This is a genomic window from Paenibacillus sp. Lou8.1, from assembly GCF_024213565.1.
In the GTDB taxonomy this organism is placed as follows: domain Bacteria; phylum Bacillota; class Bacilli; order Paenibacillales; family Paenibacillaceae; genus Paenibacillus; species Paenibacillus polymyxa_B.
In genome coordinates, this window is record NZ_JANAVN010000008.1 from 116,486 (window position 1) to 129,830 (window position 13,345).

12 protein-coding genes are annotated in these 13,345 nt (G+C 43.6%); 6 read left to right on the forward strand and 6 right to left on the reverse strand.

Features of this window, described 5'->3' with window-relative positions; translation table 11 throughout:
• The first annotated feature begins 105 nt into the window (after positions 1-105).
• Complete coding sequence (locus NLX78_RS13070) at positions 106-3,414, forward strand: pectinesterase family protein (RefSeq protein WP_254350628.1); 3,309 nt, start codon at positions 106-108, stop codon at positions 3,412-3,414.
• Positions 3,415-3,603: 189 nt separating this feature from the next.
• Positions 3,604-4,821, forward strand: a complete 1,218-nt coding sequence (locus tag NLX78_RS13075) for a macrolide family glycosyltransferase (RefSeq protein WP_254350629.1) — start codon at positions 3,604-3,606, stop codon at positions 4,819-4,821.
• A 7-nt stretch (positions 4,822-4,828) separates the two neighbouring features.
• On the opposite strand, the gene NLX78_RS13080 is transcribed toward NLX78_RS13075, so the two are convergent.
• From NLX78_RS13080 to NLX78_RS13095, 4 genes are all read right to left on the reverse strand, one after another.
• Positions 4,829-6,055, reverse strand: coding sequence for a sugar efflux transporter (locus NLX78_RS13080; protein ID WP_254350630.1), 1,227 nt, complete (start codon positions 6,053-6,055; stop codon positions 4,829-4,831).
• A gap of 105 nt (positions 6,056-6,160) precedes the next feature.
• Complete coding sequence (locus NLX78_RS13085) at positions 6,161-6,382, reverse strand: helix-turn-helix domain-containing protein (RefSeq protein WP_254350631.1); 222 nt, start codon at positions 6,380-6,382, stop codon at positions 6,161-6,163.
• Positions 6,348-6,521, reverse strand: coding sequence for a helix-turn-helix domain-containing protein (locus NLX78_RS13090; protein ID WP_254350632.1), 174 nt, complete (start codon positions 6,519-6,521; stop codon positions 6,348-6,350). The genes NLX78_RS13085 and NLX78_RS13090 overlap by 35 nt, the downstream gene beginning before the upstream one ends.
• Positions 6,522-6,609: 88 nt before the next feature.
• Positions 6,610-8,115, reverse strand: a complete 1,506-nt coding sequence (locus NLX78_RS13095) for an alpha/beta hydrolase family protein (RefSeq protein WP_254350633.1) — start codon at positions 8,113-8,115, stop codon at positions 6,610-6,612.
• A gap of 115 nt (positions 8,116-8,230) precedes the next feature.
• Between NLX78_RS13095 and NLX78_RS26540 the strand changes: the two genes are divergently transcribed.
• On the forward strand, positions 8,231-8,356 hold the full coding sequence (locus NLX78_RS26540) for a hypothetical protein (RefSeq protein ID WP_302057376.1): 126 nt from the start codon (positions 8,231-8,233) through the stop codon (positions 8,354-8,356).
• Between the two features lie 54 nt (positions 8,357-8,410).
• On the opposite strand, the gene NLX78_RS13100 is transcribed toward NLX78_RS26540, so the two are convergent.
• A complete protein-coding gene (locus tag NLX78_RS13100) occupies positions 8,411-9,184 on the reverse strand; it encodes an alpha/beta fold hydrolase (RefSeq protein WP_254350634.1) in 774 nt (257 codons plus the stop codon).
• Positions 9,141-9,800 (reverse strand): class I SAM-dependent methyltransferase, encoded by a 660-nt coding sequence (locus tag NLX78_RS13105; RefSeq protein ID WP_367988192.1) that lies wholly within the window; start codon positions 9,798-9,800, stop codon positions 9,141-9,143. Before NLX78_RS13105 ends, NLX78_RS13100 begins: the two co-directional genes overlap by 44 nt.
• A gap of 142 nt (positions 9,801-9,942) precedes the next feature.
• Here NLX78_RS13105 and NLX78_RS13110 point away from each other — a divergent pair, with 142 nt between their 5' ends.
• The 3 genes from NLX78_RS13110 (at position 9,943) to NLX78_RS13120 (ending at position 13,343) form a co-directional block, all read left to right on the forward strand.
• Entirely contained in the window at positions 9,943-11,532 is a 1,590-nt protein-coding gene (locus tag NLX78_RS13110; protein ID WP_254350635.1) for an alkaline phosphatase family protein, read from the forward strand.
• A gap of 79 nt (positions 11,533-11,611) precedes the next feature.
• Positions 11,612-11,965, forward strand: a complete 354-nt coding sequence (locus tag NLX78_RS13115; RefSeq protein WP_061828949.1) for an ArsR/SmtB family transcription factor — start codon at positions 11,612-11,614, stop codon at positions 11,963-11,965.
• Between the two features lie 88 nt (positions 11,966-12,053).
• Complete coding sequence (locus NLX78_RS13120) at positions 12,054-13,343, forward strand: arsenic transporter (protein WP_302057377.1); 1,290 nt, start codon at positions 12,054-12,056, stop codon at positions 13,341-13,343.
• Positions 13,344-13,345 lie beyond the last annotated feature (2 nt).

The following is a 13,345-nucleotide window of genomic DNA, read 5'->3' on the forward strand; positions in this document are numbered from 1 at the left end:
GAAAAGATTGATGAAAGGAGGTGAAGGCGCTTCTGAACGTTTCGGATCGTGTTTTTATAAAAATATGCGCTGATGTGGAAGAAAATCTTAGGGAGGAAACAGAATATGAGCAAGCAGCGTACATGGAAAAAGGTGCTATGTAATGTGGTTGTGGGTTCATTGTTGTTGACCTTGTGCCCACCACTAATCCAAGCGGAGACTGCGGTAGGAACAGAGAACGCAAAGGTGTCAAAAGTGGCGACGGATATTCCGGCGTTTCCGGGGGCTGAGGGTGGCGGTAAATATGTTACCGGTGGACGCGGAGGTGAAGTGTATGAGGTTACCACGCTGGCAGACTACGGCAAAGGGGAACAGATAATACCCGGATCTCTTCGTGCAGCGGTCAGCTCCGATAATCAGACGGTCGTATTCCGGGTGGGTGGAACGATTCATCTCAAGGAGCCACTTAAAATCTTGGGAAACAACCTGACGGTTGCGGGTCAGACAGCTCCTGGCGATGGTATAACTGTAAGCGATTACACAACAGGGATTGATGCAGATAACGTCATTCTCCGTTACCTGCGTTTCCGATTGACCGACCGATACCCCAGTGAGGATGACGCGTTAGGAGCCAGATACCATAAAAACATAATGATTGATCACTGTTCCTTTAGCTGGTCGGTGGATGAGGTACTGAGCCTGTATGACAACGTCAATACAACGGTACAATGGTCCATTGCGTCCGAAAGTATGCTAATGACCACGCATCAGAAAGGTCGCCACGGCTATGGCGGCATATGGGGCGGACGAAATTCCACCTATCATCATAATTTGTTGGCTCACAATGCAAGTCGTAATCCGCGTTTTCCAACCGATAAAAAACAAATCGACGCTGTAGAAATGGCCAATAATGTCATTTATAACTGGGGATTTTTCTCTTCATACGGTGGGGGTGAAGGATCGTATAATGTGCTGAATAACTATTATAAGTATGGCCCCAACACATATGAGGACGTTCGCGGTCAAATTTTTGTAGACGTGGGTAGTAAAAAATATAAAACACGCATCTTTATTGGTGGTAACTACATGTACGGCAATGACTCGGTTACGAAAGACAACTGGCAGCTTGGCACATCCATTGGGTCAATTATTGATCCTTCCACCCGTTTGGCGAAGCCGATTGAAGTCAGAGGGGAATACGACAACGGAATTTCACCGGATGCGTATGGTCCATATCAAGCGACAGATGCACAAACCGCATATACGGAGGTGCTTGCCGGCTCAGGAGCCACGCTGCCAAGAAGAGATGCGGTGGACGCCCGAATTATGAATGATGTGAAGAATGGAACGGGTGCGTTTATTAACTCTCCGCGTGAAGCAGGGTGGATTTACGACGATTCTAACGTAACGACGACGGAGCTTTCTGACAGTGACCATGATGGAATGCCGGATGAATGGGAACGTGCCCATGGACTGGACCCCAATAATGCAGATGACCGTAACGGTCAGGGGCTTGCCGGCACAGGGACGTATACTCATTTTGTCAAGGGATATACCAATTTGGAGGTCTATTTAAATGATCTTATTGAGAAGCTGTCGAATGGAAATGAGGTGGATAATCCAGAGGCCGTCGTTCAGGTGTCGGATACAAACGGACGTTCACTAAAGCATAACGATATTTTGGAAGCAGGCCGTGATGCGACCATAACAGCAACAGCCAAGGACAAAGATGGTATTGCTCATGTTGAATTTATCATTGATGGCAAACTTGTTGGTAAAGTAGAGACCGCGCCTTATCATCTCGATTGGAATCATGTAACAGACGGTACCCATAATATTATTGTACGGGTGACCGACCGCATGGGGACTGCTGCATTTTCCAATCCTGTTACCATTCACGTCAATACGACTGCGCCATCGGGAAGTTGGCTCAGCGAAGAGATTGGCTCTGAGGGCAACGATGGTTATATAAAAGGGCATACTCAGGTCTTAAAAGAAGATGCAAGCGGCAGCAGTATACGACTGAAGTCAGCGGGAGACGTTGACGGTAAGGCAGATATTTTCCATTATGCTTATCAAAAATGGGAAGGTGACACTGAAATTACAGCCCGTGTGGAACAAATTACTCCGGTGGATGATAATGCCGAAGCGGGTGTAATGATTCGTGAATCGCTGAAGTCTGGATCAAAAATGGCTTTTATGTCTTTAGCATTTGTTAAATATGGCAAACAGGGTATTCTTATCAGTCGTGATCAAACGGATGGTAAGACGAAACGTGCGTCAATGGAGACGTTTATTGCAACGCCATATTCGGTTCGTCTGGTACGACAAGGACAAAAGGTTACCGGCTGGGTATCCGCAGATGGTGTGACGAACTGGGAGAAGGTTGGTGAAACTGTTATAGATGTGCCGGATAATCAGCCGCTATTGTTCGGGTTGGCCACCGATGCATCCAAACAACAAAACGATGTATGGAATTACAATACGTCGGAATTCAGCAATGTCACTATCCGCAACCTGACAGACTCAGGAGGAACTCATCCCACTAGTGTGGTGGTAGCGACCTATGGCCCTGCTGACTTTACATCTCTCCAGGCAGCGATTGACGCAGTCCCTGACGACAGCAACACAAGGACAGTTATCCATCTCAAAAACGGTACGTATCGTGAAAAAATAAAGGTGAATTCCTCCAAAAAAAATCTGAGTATTATCGGAGAAGATCGCGACAAAACGATCATTGCTTTTGATGATACGGCCAAAACGGTGGTGGACGGAAAAGAATTAGGAACAAGCAACAGCTATACAATGCGTGTGCAAAGTCCCGATTTTGTGTTGGAGAATGTCACGGTTGCCAATACAGAAGGAACCGGGCAGGTGCAGGCTGTAGCGTTATATGCCGAAGGTGATCGTGGTAAGTACCACAATGTCAAAATTACCGGCCTACAGGATACGTTGCTTGTGAACCGTGGCAGACAGTATTTTAAGGACAGCTACATCAGTGGTAGTGTAGATTTTATATTTGGCAATGCACCTGCCGTGTTTGATAATTCGATCATACACAGCCTGCGTGCTGGATATGTGACAGCAGCTTCAACAGAAGAGAACAAGCCGGGCTTTGTATTTATTCAATGTCGTCTTACAGCAGAAAATGGCTTGACAGGCAAGGTAGATCTTGGACGGCCATGGCGCCCTTACGCTCATGTTACTTTTTTGAAGACCTATATGGATGACCATATCAAGCCGGGCGGCTGGAACAATTGGGGCAAGGAATCCAATGAGCAGACCGCAAGATTTGGAGAGTTTGACAACTTTGGACCAGGTGCAGGAAGTAGCGGGCGTGTATCTTGGGCCAAACAGCTTACCGCTGATGAAGCAAGTCAGTACACCGTTGAAGCTGTTCTGAGCGGGATAGATCATTGGGATTGGCGTCTTTAAATTTGATGTTCAGTGGTTAAGCGGGGCAAGCGCTTCTAGCGTTCAGCCTCGCTTATTTCTATAGTTTGAGTAGAGGATACATACTTGATTTTCGATATTGAAAAAACTTGTTTATATGGTAAAAGTTTGCTATGTTAAAAGTGCATTTATCTCAAATTGAAATTTATTATTGATTTGGAGGTGTAAGGTATGGCACGTGTGTTAGTAGTGATCACGCCAGCTGAAGGCCATGTTAATCCGACATTAGGATTAGTGAAAAGGTTGGTAGACAGTGGGGAGGATGTTGACTATGTGTGTACGGAAGAATATCGTACGAGAATTCAACAGACAGGAGCACAGATGATCACCTACCCTTTTGTTGATGATGCTTTTTCTAAAGACTCTGATTTAAAGCCAGCAGAATACAAACATCATTATCAATTTGTGTACATGATGGTAAAAGGTATGATTCTTCCGATTATTCCAGAGGTTTTGAGAGTTATTGAAAACAGAACCTATGATTATTTAATCTATGATTCTTTGATGGGCTGGGGAGGCACGATTATTGCTGAGAAGCTAGGAATCCCTGCTGTGTGCTCTATCGCTTCTTTTGCTTTCGTAGAGCCATTGGGATCGGGGCAAGGCATGAATGACAATGATCCGGAGGTAAAGAAGTTATACACGGCTACGATGCAAATAACGCATCAACTAGCTAATGAGCTTCAGGTTGAGGCTCCAGCTATAGAAAAGATTGCTCCTCATGGCGGGCGCTTAAGAATCGTTTATACAAGCCGCTATTTTCAACCGCAAGCTGAAAAACTGGATCACAGTTTTATTTTTACAGGTCCTTCTATTGTACCGCGTAAAGATGCTCCATCTTTCCCGTTCGAACAACTTCGTGTTCTGCATCCACAGGCGGTTTACATTTCGATGGGTACTATTTTGAATAAAGACTTGGAATTTTATAAGCTTTGTTTTGCAGCATTTCGTGATTTGCCTGTGCAGTTTGTGCTGTCTTCAGGCAATTATACAGACATGGAGCCATTGGCCCCATGTATCCCTGACAATTTTATAATCAAGCCTTATATTCCGCAATTGGAAATGCTTCAGCATGTGGACGCTTTTGTTACACATGCGGGGATGAACAGTACAAGTGAAGCCTTATATTACAATGTACCGCAGGTCATGATTCCTTTAACATCGGATCAGCCGATCGTAGCTAGTCGGGTGCAGGAACTGGGAGCGGGTGTTGTTGTGGATAAAAATAAGCTTACACCCGCTAGTTTGAGAGCTGCCTTATTAGAGGTATTGAGTCATCCAACCTATAAAGAACAGGCTCATGTGATCGGCGAATCATTACGCCAGGCTGGTGGGTACAGACATGCGGCAGATACAATTATGAGTCATTTCTCCACCATAGAAAAATAAGCGCAGTCTATATACTGTGATTCCTTTCTTTTAAAGCAGCAGATTTTTCAAACTCTAATTTCTTCGAAATTGCCAGGAGACCCAGGGAGCAGATGATTAGGGCCAAACATACCCAATAGGTGTTTCGGTAACCCATCCATTGAGCGGTTAATCCGCCCATCAAGCTCCCCACCAGTCTTCCGATAGTTGTCGCATTGGAATATAGCGTCGAAGCGTACCCTGGAAGAGAGGGCAACAAATCCTGCATGTAACTAATGCCAATGGCAGAAATCACTGCAACAAAGAAGGCTAGAAGAAGTTGCCCCACGAATAGCTGCCACATCTCCGTAGACATAAGGACAAGGATATAATAGACAACTCCTGTTAATGCCCCTAAAAATACAAGCAAACGGTTGGAGTATTTAGCTGCTAGTACGCCTAGCATAAGCATCAAAGGTATTTCTAAAATGGCGCAAATACTGGATACTAGGGCAACATCACTTGTGTCACCTTTTAAATTGTAAATGATGAACAAGGAAATATTTAAACTATTCATCCAGTGAGACGTATAGAGCAAAGTAAGAACCGAGAAAGGGATCAGAATCTCAATATTTTTATGTAATGTAATGTTATGAAGTGAAAGTTGATTCTTATGTTTAAGCTGAGCGGGAGGCTGCTGGATAAAAAAGAATAAAAGAACAGCAATAAGAACAAAAATAGAGGTCGTCCCCATAAAGATACCTTTAAAGCCCGTATGTGCAATCAAAAAGGAACCAAAAAGCGGCCCGGTAATAAATCCGAGAGAAAACATAGACCGAAGTGTTGAATTAGCAAAGGCGTGATCCGCAGATTTACTGCGATCTACTGCTTCACGTGCACTGGCAAATAACTGCGGCATCCCAGGAGCACCAATGGCCGTAAAGATCGTCATATAAACAAAAAGTACATAAAAATTTTGGATTACAAGATATCCTGCAAAGGCTATGGCATTAAATAACGTACAAATCACCAAAATTTGTTTGCGATCTAATCCGGTATCAGAACGTTTGGCAATCAGAGAGCTTATCCATATGCCACAAATCAAAGTTACCGCTGTAAACACACCAAAGGTTCCCACAGATATGCCAAGTGTACTTGTAAAATATACAGCTAAAAAAGGTGCGCTGATGGATATAGCCATGCCTTGCAATAACATGCAGATCATGAACAATGGGTAGTTAGGGATAACAAAAAGATTCTGAATACGCTTTAGCATTTCATTTTTACACTCCTTCCGAATACATACCTATCCCAACCAAACTATATATGACTTTAGCATAATTTGTATATTTACATGGTGTAAAATATTATATATTATTTTTCACTTTGATGAGCATGACAAGCGGCACAAATCATCTGGACCGTGCTCCTTATACTTCTTGACCCATTGGTACACCTGATGATAGGAAACCTGATACTGTTCCGCTGTCTTCCGGTAGTCATGATCGTGGGCAAGACAGTAAAGAACATGTCTATTCGTTCCTGATGATTGGTAGACCGCCCCTTGCTCATAGCTTTCGCTTCCCCATTCCGTACAACTCATAGCGATGTCGCCATTTCACTAAGGTGGTAACTCTGATGTTATGTTTTTTGGCTACTTCCACACGGCTGCTCTGTCCTGCTTTTAACTCCTGTATGATGGCTAGTTTCTCAATCGCATTGTATTCGTTCTTCTTAGACAAAGGAAAACTCCCCTTCAAGTAGCGGTTTATTTATTAAATCTGCCTACCTGAAGGGGAGCATATCAAAATCGGTAGCCTGTTCCGTAATTTATAATAGCGAGGTTACGAACTTCACCTCCGGAAAGCGGCTATCCGGTCCTTTCATTAAGATTCCGCCTTGATTTTTCAGATACCTATCGAAGAAATCCAGCATATAGGCATTGATAACGGAGTTCGCTCTTTCGGGCGCAATCTTTCCTGTAATGCCCAGCATTTCGAAAATCGGAGAAATGAACTGTACGTCGGCAAAATTCAAGTGCTCCGTATTTTCGATATAGAGGACTTGTCCCCCTTCGTTGACCGCTTCGCGCATCCGTTCAAGCTCCAACTTTTTATCTTCCGTTACTTGATCCTCCCACTCTCTTGTTGAGCCCATACGGTTAAGCTCTGCATCCGTGTAGACCCGGTTATCCATCACCATTTTTAATTTTTCAAAATAGCTTTCCGAGTTGATGAACAAAAACGGCTTTCGCAGACCCTCTCTGTCACGCAGTCGATAAAGCCCTCCATCAAGGTCTATTCCAACCGCGATTCGCGGATCGTAAGAAGCGTCATAGGCCGTCGCTCCGCCGATGGAATGACCGAACACCCCGACATGACCGAGATCAATCCTCCCTTTTAGATGACTTGGAATCTGCCCCGATTGGATGAGCTCGAATTGGTCCAGCGCAAACGCCACATCGTCGGTTAAAACTTGTCCCAACTTGTCGCGATTTCCTCTACTCGTCTGGTAGTCATGGGCGGGTGAGAATAAGTCGTTGGTTGCGCTGGTCGTGATTCGCCCGTCCGGAAACTCGGTTGCAAATGTATTGTAGGTGTGGTCGATCACTGCCACGATATATCCATGACTCGCGAGATTTTCGGCTTGCGACGTGTGGAGGAACCTGGAAGAGCCGTTGCCGGGATTCGCAAGGATCAGCGGGTATGAAGTCTGTGCCGAAGAGACTTCGGCCCCCGAATAAGCATGACTGGATACGTACTTCAGGTGTTGAAAAGTAAACCCGGGAAGGCCATAGTCCGCGGCCATATAACGTAAAATCTGGGTATCGGGAATAAAGGGAGCGTACTTGTCGGTGCCAGCTTGAGCCGGATACCATACCTGAACCATCAATTCCCTTTTGCCTGTCGCAGTTTTGCCAAATGTCTCCTCCCGGCTTGGATCGATGAAATGAAAGACTTGCGTGCCAACCTTCAACTCGCCGGTTGGCGCCGGAAAGTCGAATACGGGAAACACATAGAGGAAGCACGCCGTTGCGATTAGCCCAATCACGATAAAAAGGCGGCCCAGCACCCTACGGATTCGCGAGGCAGTCCGAACGACTTTCAGCGTTATGAAAACGTCTATAAGCGAGAGCATAAGCATCAGGATCGTAAATCCGTATAAAAATAAAAGCTGAACCCTGTATCCTTCGACAAGCAAATGTATCACTAAAAAAATAGAGCCTGCTCCGCTTGTCAGGAGCAAAGCTGGTCTTCGGATACGTTGATTGATAATGAACAGGAGTGCCAACAAACAAGCACTTGAAAAGAATAGCAGCATTTCAAAAAACCTCACGCCAACTCCCCCTTTTAAAAATAATCCTATCAATGGATTAGTATAGAGGAGCAGCTAGGTTGATACCATTGATCTAGATGACAATTGCCTAACACTCTTGTAAGGTTGCGCGACGATGGCGCAGAAAACGGCATGTAATGTGCTGATTTCTGCCTTTCGGCCGGGGTCCGTGAAGGAATGCCCATCCGCCGCATGTCATGGCCAGCGGATGTTGAACAGGTGGGGGGCTATTGACGCTTAACGTAACAGGAGTGGGATGTAGCTATGTATGTGGAATTATCCTGTAGGATTTGCCTTAAAGGCTGAACCGATCTACGAACTGCTTGATCAGTTCATTCAATAATCCGGCGGCCTTCGTAGGAAGGCGATGATCAGCTTTCTTAAGGAAAACCAGCTCACTATTTGGTAATTGTTGATGCAATATTTTGGCATAGGGATGGAAGTGCTTATCTTTTTCACCATAAACGAGCAGGACAGGAAGCTGGATTTCCCCGAGCCGTGAGGTGCAGTTGTACTTCAAGCTGTATCGATAATATTGTTCGACATTCCTGGGATTTCCCTGCTTCGCATCGTTGAATAACTTACGGAATAAAGATAGCTGTTTCGTTTGTGACCAAGCATTAGAAAGGGCAATCGTACCGATTGTGCCGATTTTGGAAAGAGCAATGCCCAAAGAAATTTTATTTCTTAGTCGCCATTCGTTTACTTCCGACATTCCACTGATCACAATGCCTCCCCATGCCCGATCTGGATAAGTCAAGAGGAATTCAAGTACTATCGAGCCCCCGGTAGAATATCCACACAGAAATACTTTATCAAGGCTCATCCGGTCCATCAAATGTTTAATATCCAGGGCGATGAGAGGGTAAGTAACCGTTTGCTGGGAAGGCTGACTTTTACCGTGTCCTCTAATATCAAAAGCTATAGTTCGAAAATGGGGCGAGAGTCCTTGGATTTGGTATGTGAAATTTAAGCTTGTGAGTACTGGAGGGTGAATGAATAGGATGGCGAACCCTTTTCCGGAATCAATATAATGCATCGAGTATCCGTTTATGCTTGTGGTAGTCATCGTTATATTCCTCTCCCTTTGAAGAATTTGGTTTTACTGAAAAAAATAACTCGTGATATAAAAAACATTTTCGGAATCGTTTTATGACTCTACAATCATAATTCTGATCTCTAAACAATCGAATATATTCTTTTTCATTACGAATATACTCCCCGTTGTCGTACCATTTCATAAACCAGTTACATAGCGGTTTTTTCTTGGATAAACATGGTTCCATAACGATAATGGTTCCGTTAGGCTTTAGAATTCTTTGAAATTCCTTCATGTAACTTGATATTTCATCCGAAGAAATGTGGTGTAATACAGCGATAATAAGTATGTAGTCGAACGACTCATTATTAAATGGGAGCTTCTTACTATTTAAAACTTGAAATGCATGGCGGCTATATAATCGCTTTGCATAACCAATTCGTTGGGTGTCAGGATCAATCCCAACATAATACAATGGGTGAAACATGGAGCAATTTGCTCCAGTGCCGCAGCCAAAATCCAGTACAGTTTGTCCATCAAAAGAAAAATGGGAATGTACATAATCATGGATATATTTTTTAGTAAACCATTTCGGACGGACAAACCAATGATAAAGTCTAGGTGAGAACGGAATGTTAATGGGAATTCACCATCTTTCTAATTATTCGAGTCACTAGAGATAATTTGGCCTATTAGATCAAAAAAATTCATTTCGGAATAATTTTTTTTAGTGTAAGCAAAAATAAAAAAATCAAAGGAAAGTGTTTTTCAAAGAAGGGGATACACAAATGGGAATAAAGTGTAAAATTGCGATTGTACTAGTGCTAAGTTTAAGTTTACTACTCGTCGGTTGCAGGGCGGACTCCAGTCAACAGCTCAATCAACAAAGCATCAAGTCCCATATCCCAGTGAATAATAAGGCCAAACCGGTCATATTCATCATGATTGATTCTTTAATGGATAAGCCTTTGCAAGATGCGATTCAAGCAGGCCGCGCACCGGCAATGCAATATCTTCTCAAACAAGGGCAATATTTCCCGCAGGTAGTGAGTTCATTTCCCACGATGTCTGTGACAATCGACAGTACATTATTAACGGGAACGTATGCAGACCAACATCATGTGCCTGGACTCGTTTGGTACAGCGACCAAAAGAAACGCATGATTCTCTACGGCAATGGTGCCAAAGAAGCCTTGAAGATAGATCAAATGCAAGTATTTATGGATGCTATTTATCAGTTAAATCAAGTTCATTTGAACAAAAAAACAAAAACAATTCACGAAGAGCTGGCCGACAAAGGAAAAGAATCGGCATCAATCAACGCTATTGTTTTTAGAGGAAGAACGGAACATGACTTAAAAGTACCTCGCTTTATAACGAACAGCAATCGTGTGCCAGAACAATTGAGAATAACAGGACCTAAATGGTTTTCTTATGCAACTTTTGCACAACTGGATCCAAAGAATAGCTGGAATACTCCTCCGTGGAAAAAATTCGGGATGAACGACGAGTTTTCCGCAAAAGATACCGCTTTTCTAATCAATCAAAAAAAACTTCCAAGCGTAACTGTCACATATTTTCCAGAAAATGATAGTTCGGTGCATAAAAAAGGCCCGGCTCAGTTGGAAGGAATTGAAAAAGCGGATAAAGCCCTGCAAACCGTGTTGAACGCATACGGTTCGTGGGAACAGGCTGTAAAAAATGCGATATGGATTGTCATGGGTGATAGTGCGCAAAGCGCGGTTTATGATGATCGACAGGTAGCGACTGTTGAGATAAAGCCGCTGTTAAACCATTACCGCATAGCAAAATTAAATCAATCAGTAAAAAAAGAAGATCAAATTGTCATTTCCACGAATGAACGAATGGCTTATGTTTATGCGATTAATGATAACGTCGAGTTATCTGATGTAGTGAAGCGCTTACAAAAAGAGGAAAAGCTCGATATCATCGCTATGAAAGATGGTAAAAACAATATTCATGTTACAAAGGGGAAAAAGGGTACCCTGTTTTCTTATCATCCTGGTGGAAAATACACCGATGAATATGGACAATCGTGGACATTGTCGGGCGAAGAAGACCTTGTGGATATTACGATAAATAACAACCGGATCAAATATGGAAAATATCCAGACGTTTTGGCGAGGCTACACGGGGCAATGTATTCACATGAAGGAAGATATATTGTCGTCACGGTACAACCCGGATATGAACTCGTCGGTGAAAGTTCTCCCACCCACATCGGAGGGGGAGCTCATGGATCGCTGCATGAAAAAGATTCCCTTGTCCCATTAATTATTTCCGGAACGAATACACGCCCCAAAACACTGCGAATCGTTGATATAAAAGACTGGATTATGCAATTGGTGAATGGATAAGTATTATTGTTCTTGATATTAAAAACATACTCCATTAGTATATAAGCATACAGTTATATAAATGAAAGGAGGTTACACTTTGGAGCAACTTGGTTATATAGCCGATCATTTAAAGCTATTGGGCGATAAAACTCGGCTGGCCATGCTTTCCCTGCTAAGAGAGAGAGAATGGTGTGTTTGCGAATTTGTAGATATCTTTGATATGTCGCAGCCAGCAATTAGCCAACATTTGAGAAAATTAAAGTCGCAAGGAATTGTAAAAGAAGAACGACGAAGTCAGTGGGTATACTATTCCTTAAATGTAGACGACAAGCCGCATATTCAAGCCGTTCTTGAGCGTATGCCAGACTCCAAGCAGATTTTAAAATGGCTGAATAAAGAGGAGCCGATAGCATCTTGTGCACCGGATTCATCGGCTTGCTGCTCATCCTAAAGGCTGTTCCGTTTATCTCCTCGGGGGATAGACGGTGTTTTTAACATAATTATATGTTTATAAGGTAATGTGATGGAGGTTTAAAACATTGATTTTGTTGGCATGCATTATATTTTTAGCCACTTTAGTGCTGGTGATCTGGCAGCCTAGAAATCTGTCTATCGGCTGGTCTGCCTGCGGCGGTGCCATACTAGCCTTGCTGGTGGGTGTCGTCGATTTGCATGATGTTTGGGAAGTTACTCATATTGTCTGGAATGCGACACTGGCTTTTGTAGCCATTATTCTGATTTCGTTGGTGCTTGATAAAATCGGCTTCTTCGAATGGGCGGCGCTTCACATGGCACGAGCTGCGCGAGGAAGCGGAACCCGGATGTTTGTTTATGTGACCATTCTTGGCGCCGTTGTTGCTGCTTTTTTTGCGAATGACGGTGCCGCCTTAATACTGACACCGATTGTACTAGCGATGGTTCGGGCACTGAAATTGGATGAGAAAATGATTTTTCCTTTTATCATAGCGAGCGGTTTTATTTCAGACACGACGTCGCTTCCGCTTGTGGTCAGCAACTTGGTCAACATTGTGTCAGCCGATTTCTTTGGGATCACCTTTATGGAATATGCGAGTCGCATGATTGTACCTAATTTATTTTCTTTAGCAGCCAGTATAGGAGTACTGTATCTTTTTTTCCGCAAAAGAATTCCGAAAACGTTTGATACGGCACAATTAATCACGCCTGCGGAAGCGATTAAAGATCCAAAAATGTTCCGTATGTCTTGGATCGTTCTCGCGGTTTTGTTCGTGGGCTACTTTGCATGCGAATTTTTTAACATTCCCGTTTCGGTGGTGGCCGGTATTATTGCTATCTTTTTCTTATTGATGGCGCGTAGAAGCCCTGCAGTGCCGATGAAAGAAGTCATCAAGGGCGCTCCATGGGCCATCGTATTTTTTTCCATCGGAATGTATGTTGTGGTGTATGGTCTACGTAATGCCGGTTTGACGGATCTGCTGGCCCATGTGATTCAAGCGGCTGCCGATCAAGGTATGTTTGTGGCCACCATGGGCATGGGTTTTATTGCGGCGATTATCTCGTCGGTCATGAATAACATGCCTACGGTCATGATTAATGCGCTTGCCATTGATGCCACCCATACAACCGGTATGGTCAAAGAGGCGTTGATTTATGCTAACGTCATTGGTTCTGATCTGGGGCCGAAAATAACTCCGATCGGTTCATTAGCCACGTTGTTGTGGCTGCATGTGCTTCGATCGAAAAACGTGAAAATTTCTTGGGGAACTTATTTTAAGACAGGCATTGTCTTAACCATTCCTACACTTTTTATAACCCTACTGGGCTTATATCTATGGTTAATCATTTCATAATT

Bases quoted from the DNA above. Each gene is read 5' to 3' on its own strand.
- NLX78_RS13070 (WP_254350628.1), top strand. From the start codon at position 106: ATGAGCAAGCAGCGTACATGGAAAAAGGTGCTATGTAATGTGGTTGTG.
- NLX78_RS13080 (WP_254350630.1), bottom strand. From the start codon at position 6,055: ATGCTAAAGCGTATTCAGAATCTTTTTGTTATCCCTAACTACCCATTG.
- NLX78_RS13085 (WP_254350631.1), bottom strand. From the start codon at position 6,382: ATGAGTTGTACGGAATGGGGAAGCGAAAGCTATGAGCAAGGGGCGGTC.
- NLX78_RS13075 (WP_254350629.1), top strand. From the start codon at position 3,604: ATGGCACGTGTGTTAGTAGTGATCACGCCAGCTGAAGGCCATGTTAAT.
- NLX78_RS26540 (WP_302057376.1), top strand. From the start codon at position 8,231: ATGGCGCAGAAAACGGCATGTAATGTGCTGATTTCTGCCTTTCGGCCG.
- NLX78_RS13100 (WP_254350634.1), bottom strand. From the start codon at position 9,184: ATGACTACCACAAGCATAAACGGATACTCGATGCATTATATTGATTCC.
- NLX78_RS13110 (WP_254350635.1), top strand. From the start codon at position 9,943: ATGGGAATAAAGTGTAAAATTGCGATTGTACTAGTGCTAAGTTTAAGT.